Annotated in this window: 21 protein-coding genes and 1 riboswitch; of the genes, 16 read left to right on the forward strand and 5 right to left on the reverse strand. The window is 30.4% G+C overall.

Annotated features, from left to right (window positions below):
* Positions 1–20: 20 nt before the first annotated feature.
* The gene (locus tag QHG34_RS04420; protein ID WP_282628980.1) at positions 21–626 is read right to left on the reverse strand and encodes a DUF4126 domain-containing protein; all 606 of its coding nucleotides are present in this window, start codon (positions 624–626) and stop codon (positions 21–23) included.
* A gap of 382 nt (positions 627–1008) precedes the next feature.
* Here QHG34_RS04420 and udk point away from each other — a divergent pair, with 382 nt between their 5' ends.
* The 15 genes from udk to QHG34_RS04495 all read left to right on the forward strand — a co-directional run bounded on the left by udk (position 1009) and on the right by QHG34_RS04495 (position 16508).
* On the forward strand, positions 1009–1635 hold the full coding sequence (gene udk, locus QHG34_RS04425; RefSeq protein WP_282628981.1) for a uridine kinase: 627 nt from the start codon (positions 1009–1011) through the stop codon (positions 1633–1635).
* The gene (locus QHG34_RS04430) at positions 1635–2024 is read left to right on the forward strand and encodes an FtsB family cell division protein (protein ID WP_282628982.1); all 390 of its coding nucleotides are present in this window, start codon (positions 1635–1637) and stop codon (positions 2022–2024) included. The genes udk and QHG34_RS04430 overlap by 1 nt, the downstream gene beginning before the upstream one ends.
* Complete coding sequence (locus QHG34_RS04435; RefSeq protein WP_282628983.1) at positions 2017–3291, forward strand: methylmalonyl-CoA mutase family protein; 1275 nt, start codon at positions 2017–2019, stop codon at positions 3289–3291. The genes QHG34_RS04430 and QHG34_RS04435 overlap by 8 nt, the downstream gene beginning before the upstream one ends.
* A gap of 7 nt (positions 3292–3298) precedes the next feature.
* Positions 3299–3616 (forward strand): hypothetical protein, encoded by a 318-nt coding sequence (locus QHG34_RS04440; RefSeq protein ID WP_282628984.1) that lies wholly within the window; start codon positions 3299–3301, stop codon positions 3614–3616.
* The gene (locus QHG34_RS04445; protein WP_282628985.1) at positions 3606–4019 is read left to right on the forward strand and encodes an RDD family protein; all 414 of its coding nucleotides are present in this window, start codon (positions 3606–3608) and stop codon (positions 4017–4019) included. Before QHG34_RS04440 ends, QHG34_RS04445 begins: the two co-directional genes overlap by 11 nt.
* A gap of 4 nt (positions 4020–4023) precedes the next feature.
* Entirely contained in the window at positions 4024–5190 is a 1167-nt protein-coding gene (locus QHG34_RS04450) for an RsmD family RNA methyltransferase (protein WP_282628986.1), read from the forward strand.
* A 64-nt stretch (positions 5191–5254) separates the two neighbouring features.
* A complete protein-coding gene (locus QHG34_RS04455; protein ID WP_282628987.1) occupies positions 5255–7429 on the forward strand; it encodes an FUSC family membrane protein in 2175 nt (724 codons plus the stop codon).
* Positions 7430–7432: 3 nt separating this feature from the next.
* Positions 7433–9232, forward strand: coding sequence for an ABC transporter ATP-binding protein (locus QHG34_RS04460; RefSeq protein ID WP_282628988.1), 1800 nt, complete (start codon positions 7433–7435; stop codon positions 9230–9232).
* Between the two features lie 59 nt (positions 9233–9291).
* Positions 9292–9966, forward strand: a complete 675-nt coding sequence (locus tag QHG34_RS04465) for a hypothetical protein (RefSeq protein ID WP_282628989.1) — start codon at positions 9292–9294, stop codon at positions 9964–9966.
* Between the two features lie 149 nt (positions 9967–10115).
* A complete protein-coding gene (locus QHG34_RS04470; protein WP_282628990.1) occupies positions 10116–11498 on the forward strand; it encodes a TolC family protein in 1383 nt (460 codons plus the stop codon).
* The gene (locus QHG34_RS04475) at positions 11498–12487 is read left to right on the forward strand and encodes an HlyD family secretion protein (RefSeq protein ID WP_282628991.1); all 990 of its coding nucleotides are present in this window, start codon (positions 11498–11500) and stop codon (positions 12485–12487) included. Before QHG34_RS04470 ends, QHG34_RS04475 begins: the two co-directional genes overlap by 1 nt.
* A 6-nt stretch (positions 12488–12493) precedes the next feature.
* Complete coding sequence (locus QHG34_RS04480) at positions 12494–13675, forward strand: ABC transporter permease (RefSeq protein WP_282628992.1); 1182 nt, start codon at positions 12494–12496, stop codon at positions 13673–13675.
* 38 nt (positions 13676–13713) lie between these two features.
* The gene (locus QHG34_RS04485) at positions 13714–15603 is read left to right on the forward strand and encodes an ABC-F family ATP-binding cassette domain-containing protein (RefSeq protein WP_282628993.1); all 1890 of its coding nucleotides are present in this window, start codon (positions 13714–13716) and stop codon (positions 15601–15603) included.
* A 105-nt stretch (positions 15604–15708) separates the two neighbouring features.
* A riboswitch (SAM-I-IV-variant riboswitch) is annotated at positions 15709–15809 on the forward strand.
* A 45-nt stretch (positions 15810–15854) separates the two neighbouring features.
* Entirely contained in the window at positions 15855–16100 is a 246-nt protein-coding gene (locus QHG34_RS04490) for a hypothetical protein (RefSeq protein ID WP_282628994.1), read from the forward strand.
* A 54-nt stretch (positions 16101–16154) separates the two neighbouring features.
* The gene (locus QHG34_RS04495; RefSeq protein WP_282628995.1) at positions 16155–16508 is read left to right on the forward strand and encodes a hypothetical protein; all 354 of its coding nucleotides are present in this window, start codon (positions 16155–16157) and stop codon (positions 16506–16508) included.
* 88 nt (positions 16509–16596) lie between these two features.
* Here QHG34_RS04495 and QHG34_RS04500 read toward each other — a convergent pair whose 3' ends face one another.
* Entirely contained in the window at positions 16597–17505 is a 909-nt protein-coding gene (locus tag QHG34_RS04500; protein WP_282628996.1) for a hypothetical protein, read from the reverse strand.
* 118 nt (positions 17506–17623) lie between these two features.
* Positions 17624–19240: a glycoside hydrolase family 10 protein gene (locus QHG34_RS04505; RefSeq protein WP_282628997.1), complete on the reverse strand. Its 1617-nt coding sequence runs from the start codon at positions 19238–19240 to the stop codon at positions 17624–17626.
* A 295-nt stretch (positions 19241–19535) separates the two neighbouring features.
* Between QHG34_RS04505 and QHG34_RS04510 the strand changes: the two genes are divergently transcribed.
* Positions 19536–19832, forward strand: a complete 297-nt coding sequence (locus tag QHG34_RS04510) for a potassium channel family protein (protein WP_282628998.1) — start codon at positions 19536–19538, stop codon at positions 19830–19832.
* A 221-nt stretch (positions 19833–20053) separates the two neighbouring features.
* On the opposite strand, the gene QHG34_RS04515 is transcribed toward QHG34_RS04510, so the two are convergent.
* Both QHG34_RS04515 and QHG34_RS04520 read right to left on the reverse strand, forming a co-directional pair.
* Entirely contained in the window at positions 20054–20788 is a 735-nt protein-coding gene (locus tag QHG34_RS04515; protein WP_282628999.1) for a DUF2911 domain-containing protein, read from the reverse strand.
* Complete coding sequence (locus QHG34_RS04520) at positions 20789–20950, reverse strand: DUF5522 domain-containing protein (protein ID WP_180906370.1); 162 nt, start codon at positions 20948–20950, stop codon at positions 20789–20791.
* Between the last annotated feature and the right edge of the window lie 151 nt (positions 20951–21101).

Consider the following 21101-nt stretch of genomic DNA (forward strand, 5'->3'; position numbering starts at 1 on the left):
AACATATATTATTCAATTATTTATAATTCATCTGCCAGTAATTGATCTCCTTTTCTTTTGATACTTTTGAATGCTTTATAGCAAAAATATAAAATTAAAATAACAAAAATAAAGGCCAGTGGTGCTAATACAATAGCTGTGATACTTAATATTATAGAGCTAAATGTTTCTCCTGTATTGACCAAAAAATTTCCCGCGCCTGCTGTTGTAGTTGTAGAAACTGCTCTTGCAGCGGCTGTCGTTCCACTAATTGCAGCAGCTGTTCCACCACCCGCAATAATAGCTAAAGCCCAAGTTGCAACTTCGTTCATTTCTGGCATTGTAATACCAACCGCAATTGTACCAGCAATACCAGCAAGTGGAACTGCTATTGTATCCAACATATTATCAATTAATGGAATATAATAAGCTCCAATTTCTACTAACATTGCTACACCCAAAGTAATCAAAGCTGGTGTACTCCCAACCCACATCCAACTTTCATCTAAATTGATAAAACTTCCGCCAAACTTAACAGCCAAACTTAAAACAAAAAGTGGCAAAAAAATTCGGAATCCAGCTGCGGCTGCAAGTCCAATTCCTAGGAAAAGTGAAAAGAGAGTAGACATTGAGATTAAATCATTCATAGTTTTGTGTATAATAGTTCTAATTCCATAAATATAATGATAAAAAAGATTAAATTTTTATAATTTTTTCTTTCCTTTGCACCCGATTAAAAGAAAAATGAAGTACTGAAAAGTACTTTTTCATGTAGATTAATAACTAAATGTTTGTATTACATCAAAATAATCGATTAAAAACTCAATCAGAAAAGCTTTTGGTTGAACAAGATTCATTTTTTCTATTTCAACCAACCAATTTATACTACGACAACACAACAAATATCATACAAGAATCAATCAACTTTTATTTTAAATTCTGAAAGTAAAATTTTATCTTTAAGGAAATTTTAGGATTGATCTTGCAATGAAAACATCAAACGAAAGTAAAAAAATAAATAAGAAGAACATGCTAGTAATTGGGATTGCAGGAGGAACTGGTTCAGGAAAAACAACCGTAGTACATAATATTTTACGTGATTTGAACGCAGAAAGCGTTATCGTAATTTCGCAAGATAACTATTACAAAGACCATCCAGAATTATCGTTCGACGAGCGTTCTAAAATAAATTTTGATCACCCAAGATCAATTGATTTTGAATTATTAAAAGAACATGTTGCAAAACTAAAAAATGGAGAGTCTGTAGAACAGCCTGTTTATTCATTTATTACGCACAGCCGTCAAGAAGAAACTATCATTACACATCCACAAACAGTTATTATTGTAGAAGGTATTTTAGTTTTGACTGATGCAGATTTACGCGAATTATTTGATGTTAAAATATTTGTACATGCTGATTCTGACGAAAGATTAATTCGTCGCGTACGCCGTGACATACAAGAAAGAGGTCGTGATTTGGATGAAGTATTGACTCGTTATCAGAAAACATTGAAGCCAATGCATCAACAATTTATTGAACCATCTAAAAACTTTGCAGACATTATTATTCCTAATATGAAGAAGAAAAATTCTGTTGCAATCAAAGTTTTATCAACCGTAATCAAAGAAAAACTGAACTCTAAAACTACAGTATAATGAAAAATAAATCGGAAGAAATTTTTGACGAAGAGCTTACGCCAAAAGTGCCAAAGAAAAAAATAAAGGATACACGAATAGTAAAATTTGTGTGGAATCGTTATTTTATTTTGACACTTGCATTTGCTGTTTGGATGATTTTTTTCGATCAAAATTCATTTTTTGTACACCGAGAATTGGACAAACAAATCAAATTATTAGAAGTTGACGAATCCTACTACCAAGAACACTTGGATACGGAAGCCGAAAAATTAAATCAATTAAATAGTAATCCTGCCGAAATAGAGCGCATCGCAAGAGAAAAACATTTCTTGAAAAAAGATGACGAGGATATTTTTATTATACAACAAGAAAAAGTAGCAAAGCCAGAAAACAAAAAAAATGAGTAAATTATTTGAAGATTTCGATACAATTTCTGAGAAAGAATGGAAAAATAAAGTTCAGGTTGAACTGAAAGGATTAGAATACAACGAAACATTGGTTTGGGGAACAAATGACCAAATTAATGTGAAACCGTTATACACGAGAGACGATGTTGATTATTCTCAAATTCAGCCTTTACCAAGAAGCTCAAAAGATTGGAAAATAATTTCGAAATACTCAGAAAATAAAGACCAAGATTATAGTTTTTTGTATGGATATTTGATTCCTCAAAAAACTTTTAGCACAACAATTAATCTTCCTAATTATTTAGATTTATTTATTGAATTTGATGGTTCTACTGATTTAAAATCTTTAGAAGATGTACCTAATCTTAAATATTTAGATTTCGATATTTACGGTTATTTGGCGCAAAATGGTTTGTGGCAAAACGACTCTAAAAAAGCATCAAAGGAATTGGTAAAAGAAGTTTTGGAACTGAAAAATTTTGAGAAAGTAATTTCTATTCAAGGAGATGTTTACCAAAATGCTGGTGCAAATCATGTACAGCAAATTGCAATAACTTTGGCTCATGCAGTAGAATATCTTGAGAATTTCGGAGCTGATATTGCTGATAAAATTTATTTCAAATTTGCTGTTGGAGGAAATTATTTCTTTGAAATTGCCAAAATTAGAGCTTTCCGTTTTTTGTGGAAAATGATTTTAGAACAATACAACAAAGAAAGCGAAGCTTTTATATTTACTTCAACCTCATTACGCAATAAGTCTAAATTAGATATTTACAATAATGTAATTCGTACAACTTTAGAGGCTTCTGCAGCTGTTTTTGGATCAAGTGATGCGGTATTTGTAGGTTCTTATGATGAAGTAAACCAAGAGTCAGATTTTGGATTAGAATTAGCAGCTAAACAACAATTGTTATTGCAAAAAGAGTCTTATCTAAATCAATTTACAGATCCTTCTGCTGGTTCTTTCTACATCGAAAGTTTAACGAATCAGTTAGCTGAAAATGCGTTAGAATTATTCAAAACAATTCAGAATGTTGGTGGATTTGTTAAAGCTTTAGAGAACGAAACAATTCAGGATTATATCTACACAAGTGCCAAAAAAGAGCAAAAAGATTTTGATGAGCAAATTGTAAAATTAATTGGAGTTAATAAATACAGAAATCCTGCTGATGTTGTAGAAAAACAACCAAAGGAGAAAATTGTAAAGCAAGCATTATTTATCCCAATTGTACCTACTCGTTTGGCAGAAAAAGAAGAGAAAAAATAATTTTCTTATGGATTGGACACCAATTTCATTAAAAGAACTAAATACAATAATAGAAACTTCAGTAGCTGTGATGGATACTGAAGTTTTGTCTTTTTGGAATTCTATAAAAATAGTTCCAGAAAAAAGACAAGCACCTACATATAGTGATAATGATTATTTTTGGGTTGTAGGAAAAACTGAAAAATACATTATTTATTACAACGATATTGAAGAAGGTTTTAATATCTCCTTAGAAAATAATTTATCGTATATCGAAGTTACTTCTGCTGAACAAGATGAACTTCATTTTTCTTTGATAAAACTTCTTAAAAATTATGAAATCTAATAAATACATTTTTCTAAGACTATTAGCAGGACTTATTGATTACACTCTATTTTTCGTCATTACCGCTTTATACATTTATAAATTTGGAACTCTAAATAGTGAAGGAGGTTATAGTGTAAATGGAATAATGGCTTTACCAATTTTCGCTTTTTGGCTAATTTATTTTGTTGTACTTGAGATTATACTACAAGGAACTTTAGGTCATTTAATTCTAAATTTGCAGCCAGTAAATGCTAAAACTGAAAAACCAATTAGTTTTATACAATCCTTAATTAGACATCTTTTTGATCCAATCGATTATTTTATTTTCTGTGGATTAATTGGAGTTTTAATTATAAACAACTCTAAAGAAAGTCAACGTTTAGGCGATATTGTTGCTAATACTAAAATGATTAAAAAATAACAATTTGAATTCAGAAATTTTAACTCCTGAATTTCAGGACTATATAAAAAAAATAGAACACGAAGATATTAAGTCTATAGGTCTTAAAAAGTCGCCTTTTTCAACCATTTCATCTGCAGAAATTGCTCAACAGTTAAAAGGAATTCAAGTTTCAAAATATAAATTTCCAACTCTTTACTCGACAGAAAATATTTACTTTCCCCCAAGTGTAAATTTAGAACAAGCTAGTTCTGAAGCTTCTGCTGAATATAAAGCAACACTTGCTAACGGAAATACTTTAATCGACTTAACTGCTGGTTTTGGAATTGATACAATGGCTTTTTCTAAATCATTTCAGAAAGTCTATCACATCGAACAAAATCCCGAATTAAGTGAGATTGTTCAACATAACGCAAATATATTAGCGCCGAATTTAGAAACCTATACAGGAACTTTTCAATCTTTTTTTGAAGAAAATCCTTCTTTAAAATTTGATGCCATTTATCTTGATCCAGCTAGAAGAAACTCGAGCGGAAGAAAATTTATTTTAGAAGATTTAGAGCCAAATATTTTGGAATGGATTCCAACTTTTTTTGAAAAATCTGACAAAATCATCATTAAACTTTCGCCATTATTGGACATCACTTCTACTGTACAACAAATTAATCATATTACTGAAATACACATTGTTGCAGTTAAAAATGAAGTAAAAGATTTTTTAATCATTTTAGATAAAAAACAAACGACTAATAAACCTTTGATAAAAGCTGTTAATTTAGAAACAAATCAGCCAAAATTTGAATTCCTATTTGAAGAAGAACAGTTTGCACATGCGAAATTTGGTTCGATACAACACTATATTTACGAACCTAATGTAGCCATTTTAAAAACTGGCGCGTTCAAACTTATCAGCGAAAAATTAAATCTAACTAAACTTCATCAAAACACTCATTTGTATACATCTGATCAGATTATTGACGAGTTTCCTGGAAAAATTTACCAAATTGATCATGTAATTGAGAATCCTAAAAAGGAAATCTTAAAAATAAAAGCTAATGTTTTGGTAAAAAACTTTAGTCAACCTATTGATATTGTGAAGAAAAAATTCAAAATCGTAGATGGTGGCGAAATCACTTTAATTTTTACACAAAGTATTGATGGATTTCATATTCTAAAAACTTCGCGCGTTTAGTTGGGTTTGGCAAAAAGTTGTGCTAATTTTATACAACTATTTTTTCAAACCTAAAATTTCTCATTTGGAACTCAAAAATAAAATTGAAAACTTTATATATGGAGAAGCACTTGCTGATGGAATAAAAACTTCTTTAGCCATCATTATTCCTCCTATTGTAGCAAGTTTCTTTGGCGATTTATACGCTGGTGTTACCATAAGTCTTGGTGCTGTTTTAGCACATATGACTGATACGCCAGGTCCGTTTAAAGAACGAAGAAATTTGATGTGGCTTTCTGTCATCTTAATTTTTATTGTTTCGTATTTTACGAAGACAATCAATAGTTTTCCTATTATTTTAGGTGTTTGTCTAACTATTATTGTTTTCATCTCAAACATGCTAACTGTTTGGGGGCAACGTATGAGTGCGCTCGGAATGGTTATCATGATGTCGATGGTTATGAATATGAATGACCTTAGAAAAGAACTTAATCCAATCCAAATAGCAGGATTTGTTACTGCAGGTGCTGCTTGGTACACAATTTTTAGTTTAGCTATTAGTACTTTTCGTCCATATCGAATGGCGCAACAAAATTTGGCTGATGCGATGATTCATATTTCTGAATACATCCGTATCAAAGCATCTATGTTTGATAAAGACTCCAACTACGACGATATTATCAAGAAGTTGATTGACGAACATGTCATCATTAATGAGAAACAGAATTTAGTTAGAGAATTAGTTTTTTCGAACAAAAAATTAGTAAAAGATCAAACGCCGATCGGTCGATCTATTGTATTTATTTTTTCTGATTTGATTGATATTTTCGAGAATATTACTGCAACACAGTACGATTACGAGAAAATTAGAGAAATGTATGGCGATACAAAAGCGATGCGCAAAATTTACAATATGATGAACAAATTGGCGCATGAGCTAAAAATGATCGCTTATCATATTAACTCTAACAAACGTCCTAAAAATCCAACTTTTGACTTTGATGTTGAGCTAAAAAAAATAGATGACGCTATAAAAGAATTGTATGCTGAAGGAAAAAAACCAATTGTATTAACCAAAATATATATTAATTTAAAGCAAGTTGTTTATAAAATTGAGTTTATTCACAAGTTTTTTTACGATGATTCTTTTACTGAAAAGAAGAAAAATCCATTGGATCATGCTGAACATTTTGAACCTACTGTTGATTATTCTTTCGGAAAATTAAAAGATCATTTAAATCTTAAATCTTCCATTTTTAGACATGCTATCAGGGCTTCTATTGTTATGTTATTGGCTTACGGCGTTACATTTATAATTCCTATGACGTATCATAGTTATTGGATTCTGATGACCGTCTTAGTAATCTTAAAACCTGGTTTTAGCGTAACTAAGAAAAGGAATTTTCAACGCTTAAAAGGAACTATTGCAGGCGGTTTAGTAGGTATTTTAGTTTTACTCATTTTCCCGCAACATATAATTCGTTTTACATTAATGTTGTTCTTTATGTTAATGGCTTATACGTTTATACGTCATAAATATGCGGTCGGAACATTCTATTTAACTGCTTACATCTTGATTTCGTTTAGTTTTTATTCTCATAAAGATTCGTTATATATCATACAAGAACGCTTAATTGATACACTTGTTGGTGGGTTTATGGCTTTTATTTCGTGTTATTTGATTTTACCTACTTGGGAAAAGAATAGTATGAATGAATACATACAAAAAGCATTAATTGCGAATTACGAGTTTATCTTCTTGATATTTAAAAAATTAGCTGACAACGAAGTTTCTACAACCGATTACAAACTAGCAAGGAAAGACGTTTTTATAGCAATGGCGAATATAAATTCGGTTTTTCAACGTGTTATTTCAGAACCAAAAGATAAACAAGTTAATGCAAACGAACTGAATAAGTTCACCATTTTCAACCAATCATTTGTATCATATTCAGTCGGTTTGGTTAAAATTATCAAGAAAAATAATTCGGTTATTTTGACTTCTGAACATATTCGTCTAATGAAAAAGATTTTACAATTATTACTACAAAACATTCGTTTGTACGGAGAATATGAAACAGAAAATCTTGCTAAAACAATTGAATTTAAGCAAACAGTTATTTACACCGAAATAGAAAGTGAAGCTTTACAAAATGACTCTGAACTAATAGAAGATCTTTTAGAATATTTGTATGAAATAGTTTATGACTTTACAAAAGTTGGTCACGTTTTTGTGAAAGAAGAAACGTTAAAAGAGTAATTGATGACTATTGTTCAGCTTTTCAAAAATTTACGTCCTTTTGTAAAACCATACCGATCTTTGGTCATTGCTACATTGTTATTGACTTTAGTAGGATCTTTTACTTCACAAGTAAATGCATTGATATTACAATACACTGTAGATTCTATCAACGGTTTAGTTGAAGCAGGAAAAGGTCTAAAAGATGGTCTCAAAATCATTTCATTTATTTCGATTGTATTGATGACAAAAGAAATTTTAAATGCATTTATTACGTTTGGTCAAAAATATTATGGAGAAAAGCTCCGAATTTTAGTTTCGCAAGACTTAGCGCAAGCCATTATAGAAAAGATATTGACTTATCGAATGGCTTTTTATACCAACCAAGATAATCAAGCTGGTAAACTTCAAACTCGTATTGATAGAGGAATTGAAAGTTTAACGCGATTAGTTCAAAACTTTTTCATCGATATTCTTCCTCTTTTTGCCAATTCAATTGTAGCCTTAATCTTAATGTTTAATGCTAATTTTTATGTTGGATTGGTTGGACTTTGTATCGTTCCGATTTATTTTATCATTACTCAACAACAAGCCAAAAAACTAAGTGGATGGCGACGTAATTTAAGAGGTTATCGCGAACTAAAATCACAAGGAATTATTAGTATAATTGATTCGATTACAGTTATTAAATCGTTTAACAGAGAAGATATCGAAGGCAAAAAACAGCTTACTTTACAGAAAGAGTTGACAAACAATCAAATGCAAACACGTAAAATGAGTTTCTTTTTTGATGGTCTCAAATCTTTTATCGAGCAATTTGGAGTGGTGATTATCATTATTTTAACCGCTTATTTAGTACTTGACAAACAAATGACAATTGGCGCTATAATGTTTCATATTTTACTTTTCAATAATGTTTCTGCTCCAATTCGTCAATTACATCGCATTTACGATGAAATGAATGATGCAATGATATATTCTGAAAGTTTTTTTGGAATTCTGAAAGCAGACAACGAAAAAGAATCTTCTGGTAATTATATTCCAACAAACTTAAAGGGTAAATTTGAAATTCAGAATGTTGATTTCTCTTATCCAAATGGTTACAAAGCTCTAAAAAAGATTAACATGACTATTCAGCCCAATAAAATAACAGCTTTGGTTGGTTTGTCTGGCGCAGGAAAAAGTACGGTGATTAATTTGCTAGATAAATTTTATCAACCAGATTCTGGTAAAATACTTTTAGACGGCATTGATTTAGAAGAATATGACACGCAATTTTTGCGCGATAATATTGGTTTAGTTTTGCAAAAGAATCACATTTTTAATGGAACTATAGAAGAAAATATTCGTTACGGAAATATCAACGCAACTTTCGAAGAAATAGAAGATGCAGCAAAACGTGCTTATATTCACGAACAAATTATGGATTTACCTGAAGGTTATCAATCCAAAGCCTTATTGTTGTCTGGTGGTCAACAACAACGAATAGCAATTGCGCGAATGTTCCTTAAAAATCCTCCAATTATTTTCTTAGATGAGCCCACCGCAAGTTTGGATGCGATTGCGACAGAACAAATCAAAAATAGTTTGGATGCCATCAAAAAAGATCGAACAGTTATCATTATTTCTCATAGTATTTCACAAATTATTGATGCCGATTATACCTATGTCATGAATCAGGGTGAAGTTGTAGAGCATGGAATACACGAAGATGTTTACAAAATGAATGGTACTTACAAAGAAATTTTTGATGCAATGGCGAAAAGCTTAAACATCGAGAAAATAGCCAAAACATTTGATGAAGATGACGAAGAAAATTATTGAAAAATTTATATTAAAAAAACATAATTATTAACTACCTTTAATGGGGTAATAGTATTGGTATGAAAAGTTTAGTTTATTTTATAGTTGGAAGTGCGCTTATAACATTGTCTTGTGAGCCTAAAAAAGAACTTCCTAAAGAATTGGCTCTTAATACAGAAGTATACGAAAGTGCTTTAGATGTTCCTGTAAATAAAGTTGGTGTGATTATCAACATCGATTCGCTTGGTTTTTTTGACCACAACTCGCAAAATTTAGATCAAAAAATAGATTCTAAATCAATTCAAAATCAACTTAATCAATTAAACTCTAAGTTTAATATTACTGAATTAATTAAAGATAAATCTGTCAAAATATTGGATGACAATCATTACAAGTACGAAATGATTCATAATTTCAACAAAAACGAAATTCCAAAAGAATTAGTGACAGATGATAACGTAAAAAATGTCAATTTTGATCAATTAAAAAAGAAATTTACACAAGATGATTTGATCGTTCTTAATGTAAAATCTGGTTTTGATTACAATCCTGATGATAAACAAAAATATGTAGCAAAAACATATGTGTACATCAATATTTTAGATCTTAAAAATAAAGCCTTAAAATACAGCGAAACGATTGGTGGTACAAAATATATTGACGAAGCTGCTAATAAAATTTCTACTACAAATCTTGAATCTAAAATTAAGGAATCATTGAACGAAACCTTAGATATTATAGATAAAAAATATTAAGAATAACATTGAACTATGCGCCATCTTATTGGCAATTTTTGGAAGTCCTGACACCTTAAACAGTTTCAGGATTTTTATTTTAATCATATTCTAATCTAAACGCTTTATTCATGGTATATTTTTTGTTAAATTTATCCTAAAATACAATAATGCGCACAATACATTATTTTTCTTTAACCACTTTACTCATATCCATCTCTAGTTTCGGACAATACATTATTGATCCCCAACTAAAACTGCCTGTTGAAAAAGCTATTGAGTCAAATTATGAATTGAAAAATAAACAACTTGAAGTTGAGAAAAATAATTATCAATACAATGAGGTAAAAGGTAAATTACAACCTAATGTTTCAGCAATTGCTATGGGGAGTTACTTTAACTCGAATGGTATTATTGATATTCCAACCAAATCTATTGATCTTTTGTCAACAGAATTATTCTCCGGAAATCAGAAGTTTAATACTTCGGCTGGTTTATTTTCCGTTGGTGTAAATGCTAGTCAGATCATTTTTTCGGGATTACAAATTCCAAATGCACTAAGTGCAATTCAAGAAAAGAGTACAGCTTTAGATTATTTAAAAGAAGCTGAAAAGGAAACCATTGCCAAAGATATTATCCAAACTTATGATCAATTGATGTTGTTGATTAAAGTAGAAGAATTGATTTCTAATTCAGCAAAACGACTAGATAAAGAGCATTTAAAAGTTCAGAAAGCTATACAAAACGGTTTGGCAATTCCGTACGATCGCGAAAAAATAAAACTTGCAATGCTCGAATTAGAAGCAAAGCAAGTCGAATTAAACGGAAGCCGACAATTGCTTTACAAAAAACTAGAAACGTTAACGCATATGTCTCTTCAAGAATTGGAACAAATTCATTACGAACTTACTCCTATTGATATTCTTTCTTCAACCTATAACTTAGAAAACAAGAAAGAACTAAAAGCTCTTGAACATTCTGTGAAAGCTTATGAGTATTTATACGAGAAAGAAAAAGGTTCGCATTTACCACAAGTTTTTGCTTTTGCTAATACCAATTACACATCCGTTTTCGCAAGTCGATTAAAGTTAAAAGACAATGATATTTTAGGTAATGTAAATCTAAAAATGAATCAATTGACAATGTTTCCTAATATTTTGATTGGTGTTGGTGCTAAGTGGGAATTGTTGGATGGACATCAACATAAAAACAAATTAGCACAAGCGAAAAGTGATATTTTGATCAATGAAAATAAGTTGAAAGATTCTCAAGAAAAACTTAATTTATTACTCAACAAAAATAGAATTGATTACGAAACAGCTACTGAGAAATTGAAGGTTAATAATCAACAAAATATCATCGCAACGAATAATTTAGAAATTGCTTCGAGACGATTTCAAGAAGGTTTGATTGATGTAACCGAACGATTAGCTGCTGAAAATGATTATTACAAAGCAAATTTAGGATACTATTCTCAAATAGTAGATCAACGCACAAAAACGTATGAAATTCTGCACACATCTGGCGAATTATTAAATAAAATACTGAACTAATGAAAATTATTTTACCATATATATATGCTCTAAGCGGAGTTTTACTTTTATCTAATTGTAAATCTTCGGACAACAAAAAAACAGAAGAACAAACCGTTTTTCAAGGAAAAATTGAACGAGATCAGATTAGTGTAGTAACAAAAATTCCAGGGAAAATTGAACAAATTTTAGTGAAAGAAGGAGATGAAGTACAGGAAGGACAAACACTTTTTGTCTTAAAATTACCAGAAGTCGAAGCTAAAAAAAGTCAAGCAGAAGGTGCTGTAAATTCGGCTGAAGCGCAATACAAAATGGCTAAAAAAGGAGCAACTGATAATCAACTAAAACAACTACGCGCAAAAGTTTCAGGATTAAAAGAACAACTAGATTACGCTGAAAAATCAAATAAACGATTAAAAAATATGTTGCGAGATAGTTTGGTTCCACAACAAACCTATGATGAAGTTTATGCAAAATATCAAGGTGCAAAAAATCAATATATAGCAGCTGTTGCTGAACTTGCTGACGCGGAAAATGGTGCAAGAATTGAACAACAAGAAATGGCTCTTGGTCAAAAAGAGCGTGCTTTAGGAGCATTACAAGAAGTTGATGTTGCAGAAGCGGAACGTTACATTAAAGCGCCACAAAATATTACGATAGAAACGATCAATCTAAAAGTTGGAGAATTAGCTTTAGCTGGATATTCTATGGCAAATGGAATTTTAGAAGAATCTACATTTTTTCGCTTTACAATTCCCGAAAAACAGATTGGTCAAATTCAGAAAAACCAACTTGTAAATCTTACAGTTCCGTACAAAAACAACTTAAAAATTAAAGGTAAAGTTATTTCTATCAAAGCGCTAAATTCGTATGCAAATATCTCAACGGCTTATCCAAACATCGATCAGCAGCAGGCTTTGTACGAAATTAAAATTGTACCAGTAGATCCTAAACAGGCTTCTCAATTATTAACCAAAGCAAATATTGTATTGGATTTAAACGCTAAATAATTAGAGATGAAAACCATTTTTGAACTTATTATTAGAGAGTTTAAACTCTTTTTCAAAAATCCTGTGCTTCCAGTTCTATTTTTAGGAGCTCCGATTATGTACGGAATTTTAATTGGGAATGTTTACAAAAAAGGAAATGTTACGGATATTCCGATTCTTGTGGTGGATGAAGATAATACGACAACAAGTCAGAAAATCATCCAAATGTTAGAAGATAACGAATCTGTTCATATTGCCGAAGTATTACCAACAACTTTCAATACGAAAAATAGAGCTTTAGAAATTGGTGCTGAAGTTGTAGTTGTCATTCCAAGAAATTTTCAATCTGATGTTCAACAGAAAAAACTGCCCGAGATTGCTTATTTTGTTGACGCCTCTAACACACTAACTTCAAATACCGCCGCTATCGCCATTACAACAGTTTTAGCGACAATGAAAGCTGGAATTACGATAGAAACTGCACGCAAACAAGGTGTACCAGAGTATTTGGCAACTCAAAGCTACGAACCTTTTAGATCTACAATGATTAAGCAAAATATATTAAGCGGAAATTATTTATATTTTATGCTTCCTGGGGTTTTACTTACTGTTTTTCAACAAGTTTTATTATTAGGATTAGCTTTATCTTTTTCGTCTGAATTTGAAAATAAAACATTTACAGAACTCGTTTCAAAAACATCTAATCCTTTCACTATTCTATTTGTCAAGATTTTCCCTTACATATTCATGTCAATTTTTATCTATCTCCTTTATTATGGATTTGGACTATTTTATGACATGAAATTACAAACCGAATTTTGGCCGTTCTTCTACTCTACTTTAATATTTATTTTAGGCGTTTGTTTCTTAGGATTTTTAGTGAGTCTTATTTTACCAAGTCAACTAAAAGCAACCGAAGTATTAATGGTTGTTGCTACGCCAAGCTTCATTCTTAGTGGTTTTACTTGGCCATTAAGTCAAATGCCAAAGTGGATTCAAACAATTTCTGATTGTATTCCATTAACGCATTATCTAAAGATTTTCAGGATATTATTTATCGAAAAAGGAGACGTTTCTCTTATACAACCGCATTTAAATAATTTAATTGTAATCGCAAGTATTTGCTTTGTCTTATCTTTGGCACTTCTAACATTTAAAGTCATCAAAACAAAACGTGAATTAAACGCTATTAATGCAGATAAAATATAACGTTTTCTTTTGATCATATATAAAAATCAAACAATAAAATGAATTTTCTAACAGTCGAAAATCTTACCAAATCATACGGAATTCGAACACTTTTTAACGAAGTCAATTTTCATGTCAACGAAGGCGATCAAATTGCTTTTGTTGCAAAAAACGGAAGTGGAAAATCTACTTTACTTAAAATTTTGTCAGGATTGGAAACGCCTGATTCTGGTGATATTCGTATAAACAAAGGCGTTAAAATTTTGATGTTAGATCAATCAGATGATTTTGACGAAAATTTGAAAGGTGAAGAATATATTTTTAACCACACTAACGAAGTTTTAGATGTTGTTCATCAATACGAAAACATGATCGAAAATGATCCGACAAATCCAGAATTAATGGATTTAATGAGCAAAATGGATGTGTTAGATGCGTGGAAAGTAGAACCTACGATTAGAGAAATTCTTTCGAAACTTAAAATTGATTTCTTAGATCAAAAAATCGGTAAACTTTCTGGTGGTCAACGTAAACGTATTTCATTAGCCAAATTTTTGATTGATTTAAGTTTTGAATCGGGTTATGTTTTATTGATTTTAGATGAGCCAACCAACCATTTAGATATCGAAATGGTAGAATGGTTAGAATATTTCTTGAACAAAGAAAATAAAACCTTGATTTTGGTAACACACGATCGCTATTTTTTAGATGCAATTTGTACCAAAATTCTTGAAATGGAAGACAAAACTTTGTACGTACATTCAGGCAATTACGAAACATATATTACCAATAAAGCTTTGCGTGTAGACAATCAAAATGCAACAATTGACAAAGCAAAAAACCTATATCGAAAAGAAATAGAATGGATGCGTCGCCAACCGAAAGCGCGTACAACAAAGTCAAAATCTCGTATTGATGCTTTTTATGATACAGAAGAAGCTGCAAAGCGTAAAATTGTGGATCAGAAAGTAAAATTAGAGATGGTAATGACACGTTTGGGTCAAAAAATCATCGAAATGGAACATGTTTCGAAAGCTTTTGGTGAGAAAAAAATTCTTGATGATTTCTCTTATATTTTTGCTCGTGGAGCTAAAATTGGTTTAGTTGGAAAAAATGGTGTTGGTAAAACAACATTTTTACGAATTTTAGAAGGAATAGAAGATGCCGATTCTGGAAAAATAGAACGTGGAGAAACATTGAACATTGGACATTTTAAACAAGAAGGTTTAAAATTTAATGAAGATATGCGCGTAATAGAATTTGTGAAAGATATTGCAGATTTCTTTCCATTATCTAACGGAAAAGAAATGCGTGCCGAACAATTCTTAGAAATGTTTTTATTTTCTCCAGAACAACAACATACACACATCGGAAGATTGAGTGGTGGTGAGAAAAAACGTTTGCAGCTATTAGCAATTTTATACCGTAATCCGAATTTCTTAATCTTAGATGAGCCAACAAATGATTTAGATTTACCTACTTTGACGGTTCTAGAAGATTTCTTGGAAAGCTACCAAGGTTGTCTTTTGGTGGTATCTCACGACAGATATTTTATGGATAAAGTGGTAGATGAACTAATGATTTTTGAAGGTGAAGGTATACTTTCTCGCTACATGGGAACTTACACAGAATATTATATCGAGAATAAAAATCGTCCTGATTTAGAACAAAAGAAAGAAGAAAAACCGGAAATTATTCAAGAAAAAGTTGAGGAAAAACCTAAAGTTCAAGAAAATAAACCTCGCAAATTATCTTTTAAAGAACAACGCGAATTAGAAGAAATAAATAAAACTCTGCCAACTTTAGAAGCAAAAAAAGAAGAATTAACAAACTTACTTTCTGATCCTAATTTAGCTTATGATAAAATCGCAACAATTGGAGATGAATTGCAAAAAATAGTAGACGAAATAGAAGAAAAAGAATTCCGTTGGTTGGAATTATCAGAATAAAATGAAGGAAGCAAATCGCTTCCTTTTTTTTATGAATTTGATCCTATTAAAATAAATTTTGCAAAATAATTTTGATGAATAAAATATTTAAACTACATTTACTCTATCAATCATCAGGAGTTTCTGAAAATTACAGAACACCAACCGAGCGCAAACCCGCTACGGTGGTATAGAATGAGGGCAAACCGCCAAAATATTAGGTTATTCTCCACTCTATCCTGTTGTTTTAATAATTTAAAAAATATAAAACAATGGAAAATCTTAAAAATGAATTTGTCTCTTTATTTCGTGAACTAACAGACAATGAATTAATTGAACGTTTTAATCAATCAGTCGGAATTAGCGCATGGAATACTGCACGAAGATGTTATGTAAAAACTTTATTTGACGAATTACAATTCCGAAATTTTGATTGCACAACAGTAGAAAGAGGAAATACATTTAGTTTACAACATCAAGTAATATTAATCGAAAATAAGTTGGAATATTTGGAGTAATTTTTCTAGTGATTTAGTTAAGAAGATTATTTTATCTTTATCAAAATTAAATCAATGAAAAAATTAGCGCTTATATTGGGAATTTTTGCAAGTAGTTTTGCTTTTTCTCAGACTGTAAATGATGTTCCGATTAAAGAAATCAATGTAGATTATGTACAAATTATTGGGACCGGACGAGGTTTGAGTACAAAACTAAATGTACGTTTAGATTTTGGACAAGATACAAAATCGTTTTCCCTAAAAAATGGTTTGAAGATAAAAGATGAACGCGGAATTGCAGTGAAATTTAACTCTATGATTGATGCATTAAATTTTATGTCCGCAAATGGATATGAATTTCAGTTTGCCTATACATCGAAAGAAAATGACGACGATGCGATTTATTACATCTTGAAAAGAAGAAAATAGCAAAATCCTCAACTTATGTTGAGGAGTTTTTGTTTTATGCAAATTTTATAATATAAACCATTGTCACTTTTAGATGTTATATGTAGAATTATAGATCAAAAATCCCTTGTTTCGGAATTTTTTTTATATCTATTACTTTGGTTATTATATATGATCTATTTTCATAAGTCTTTCCAATTTCGTTATAAACTTGTAATACATTCATATTTACAATCATTAAATCTCCATTTGAAAATTGTAGACTTCCATTTTTAATTTTCTCAAAAAAAGCTTGGTCTTTAATATTAGCAGAAATTTTCATTCCATTAGTATCAAAAAACTGCCATTTATATTTACTATCAAACACAATTTTGAAAATACTTAATGAAATATTCTTAGATATTTTTGTTCTTTCCTTTTGAACTTCTTCTACATCTTCTGATTCTGGAATTAAGTTTCTCATCATTTTAGGAAATTCATTTCTAGCAATTTTTATTGCATCTTCTGAAGTTTTAAATGCTATACCTTCAACCTCTGAATGCTCATTCAAATTATTAAAAGTATTATTTACTGTAATATTAATTATTGGATTATAAATTGCTAAATCTCTTAAATTGTTATTTATGATTTTTACTTCTCCTGAATTATTTTCAACATTATATTCATTATCATTTATTGGCTCAATTTTTTTGGGTTTATCACCTCCTAAAAATTGTTTAATTGAAAATATATCAGATAGTGAAGAGATTATTGCTCCTGCAAGTTCAATATTTTCTTTATTTAAGTAACTATAAATCGTCTGTGAAAGTGCTGGATCTAAACCTAATCCAAAAAGTATATCAAAACTTCCTTTTTGAAAAGTTTCTACTTTAAGTTCTAGTTCATTACCTATATTTAATTTATTTACAATTTCAGTAATAATTATATTTAAATCAATGATTATTTCCGATAAAAGTTTTGCATTCACTGAATGACTTTCTCCTTCTAATTTAAAATTAAATTCTTGAATTGATTTCATTTACGTTTCGTTTAGAATATTCAGGTATCACCAAAAATATAAACAATAAAGGTATAAATCAAAAAAAATGCTCAACTAAAAATTAGTTGAGCATTTATATTTCAAAGAAATATTATTCTTAATTAATTTTTTCAGCAACGTAATCACTTTCGTTTCCTAAACGGTCTACAGCTTTTAACGCAACAGCATTCAGGTTTTTACCATCTTTATATTTTGAGACAGCTTGCTTTAATTTTGAACCTTCAATAATCGTTGTTTCCCAATCGTTGTTATAGCGCGTATACAAAATCCATTTGGCAACATTAGAAGATGTTTTGTTATCATTCCAATTCATCACAACTTCAGACGAAGTCTTACTTACAAACAAACTTGGTTTCGCCAAACGATCTGATTTAATCCAATTCATAGAAGGAATTAAAGCTTTATTTTTATACGGACCTTCTTTTAGATAAGATAACATCGACGGATTTTTTGATAATCCAGCAATACTCCAGTGAATTACACCTACATTATTTTGTAAAATATCGCCCGCCATTTTTACTTGATTCGTAATCTCTGTTGTACGATCTGATACTTTAACTTCTACCGTATTAAGCCCCGGCCAAAGGTGACGATTGTGTGTGTTTTCTGACTTCCACCATTCTAACAACTTAGGAAAACTTTGCCCTGTCGAATTAATTGGCCAATACAATTGAGGCGAAAAATAATCTACCCAACCTTTGTTTAACCATAATTTTGCATCTGCATACAATTCGTCGTACTGAGAAGAACCTGTAATTCCTGCAGGATAACCTGGTTTCCAAATTCCGAAAGGACTAATTCCGAATTTAACAAAAGGCTTCTCTGCTTTAATTTCTTTATAAATACGTTCTATAATTGTATTTACATTTTCACGACGCCAATCTGCTCTGGATAAATTTCCTCCATTATTTTTGTAAACATTCCAAGTTGAATTATCTGGAAAATCTGCTCCACCATTGTAAGATGCGTACGGATAAAAATAATCATCAAAATGAACTCCATCAATATCATAACGCGAAACAATATCACGAACAACTTCTGATACGTGATCTTGCGTTTTCTTGTCTGCAGGATCAAACCAATACATTCCATTTTTCAATCTCACCACATTGTTTGGCGATCTTTTAACCATAGATTCGCTCGTAACAGGACCTCCACTACTGTGATGTGCACGATATGGATTTAACCAAACATGCAACTCAATTCCACGCTTATGTGCCTCTTCTACCCAAAACTCTAACGGATCATAATATGGCGAAGGAGCTTTTCCTTCTTCTCCAGTCAAAAAATATGACCAAGGCTCATAATTACTTTTATACAAAGCATCAGCAGCTGGACGAACCTGAAAAATAACTGCATTAAAATTATTTGCTTCTAACATATCCAACAACTTTATCGCCTCATCTTTTTGTTGCGTCGTTGTTAAATCTTTTTTAGAAGGCCAATTGATATTTGCTACAGACGCTACCCAAGCCGCACGAAACTCTCTGTTAACCTCAGGAAGTGTAACTTTAAAAGACTCATCTTTTACTTTAGAGGTCTCAGGTTTTGTTACTACAGTTTCGGTAGGTTTCTTAGTTTCGACAGGTTTTGGTGTAGTTGTTTCAACTTTTTTATAAACAATTTTCTGTGGCGTTTTATTCGTCGAACAAGACGATAAACCGATAGAAACAACTGTTAATAATGATAATATATAATTAGAATTTAATTTCATATCAAGATTTATAATATTTACAAAATTAGTGAATACCCTTTACAATAGCCAAAATAAATCAAATTTTAGCTTTTTATATACCAAAAATGAGCTAAAAAAAGGATTTTGCTAACTATTTCTTAAATAATACATTTGTACTAATTCTCAATTTATGTTTTTAATTATTTGTATTGGTGTTTTAGTCATATGTTTTAACGTAGTGTTACAATCAATCACAACGGTGTATTCGTTAAAATACCTTCATCGATTCAATTCCAAAAGAAATAAAGTTTCCATAAAAGAGGTTTTGATACAAATGTCCTTATCCATCTCTTTTCTTACTTTATTACATGGTTTTCAGTGTGTTATTTGGGCGTGTGTATTTTACTTCAATCCTGCTATTGATAATTTATACAATTTTAACGAGGCACTTTATTTTTCGTTAGTTACGTTTACAACAGTAGGTTATGGAGATGTTGTCATCGAAACGGAATGGAAACTCTTAGCTGGATTAGAAGCCATCAACGGAATTATGATGGTAGGCTGGTCTACAGCTTTGATGTTTTCTTATTTACAGGTTATTCTGAAAAAAAATATTTCAAATAAAGATTAAAAAAAGTCCGTTACGTAACGGACTTTACTATTTTAACCTTTTGTTCATTTTGAATTAAAATTCGTCAATTCGAGTGATTTTTAGAAACAAAGTGAATAAAAATTGTATCGAGAATAGAATTTTATCTTTAAAAAACTATTCTCGATACAAAATTCTTGAAGAATTCCACTCGAACTGACGTTTTTATTTGATAAAATTATCAAAATGCACAACTGGTTATTTTAATACTTTTCTTTTTCTAATTTTGTTTTCAATTCTTTGTAATAATCTGGTGCATTAGGATCTTTTTCTAAAGCTGTATTAACCCATTTTAATGCTTGATTTTGATCTAACTTATTCGAATAATAAAAATTAGCTGAATTATAGAAATCTCTTGCAGATGAATTTTCATTCAATTGATCTCCAATCATTTTCAAAACGGTATTTATTGTATTGGTTTCAATATCAATTGTAACAGTCAAATTATCCCAAGCCAAAACCAAATTAGCAGATTTTTGCGTCACATTTGTAAAACGAATTTCAAAAGTTTCTGTTTTATTGTTCATCGATTTCGAAACTGAAGCTTTCACTTTCAAAGCAACATTAGATTCTTTCCATTCTTTCGGATTTCCCCAGTTTTTTGTGTCTTTGTAAAAAATCACATCCCATTCGTCTTTATTCGGAATTGTATAAAGCGCATATTCGCCCGCAGCCAACTCCTTACCATTTACTTTTATAGGTTGATCAAACTTAATAATTGTATTTTCATTGGCTCCAGTTCTCCAAACTTCTCCGTTCGGAACTAATTTTCCAAAAACTTTACGCCCACTTACATTTGGTCGATTATATTCGATCTCAAATTCAGTTAAACCAACTTTTTGTTCAATTTCGCTATGCGAACTTACTGCCGGAAATTTCATTTGTGCAAAAGCACAACTACCAATTAATAAAGCTAAAAGGGTTGATGTATTCTTCATTTATTTCTTATTTTTTATCTTATCTGTTTTTTTATCATAACCATACGGACAGTGTTTACATCCGCTTTTACAACAATAGCCACGACGTTTTAAGTATTGTTCCGTAAAAATTCGGAAACCTTCTGGAGATAAGTAATAATCTCCTTCTTCAAACTTTTTCATTTCTTAATGAGGTGAAAATACAACTAAAAACATATTTCATTGATAGTAATCAACATGATTTTAATCGGCTTATTTTACTACTTAAAGTTACGAAATTTCTAAATTTTTAAAACAATTTGAACTCAAAATCATTAATTTTGTCTAATAATCA

The organism is Empedobacter sedimenti, assembly GCF_030005555.1.
GTDB lineage: Bacteria > Bacteroidota > Bacteroidia > Flavobacteriales > Weeksellaceae > Empedobacter > Empedobacter sedimenti.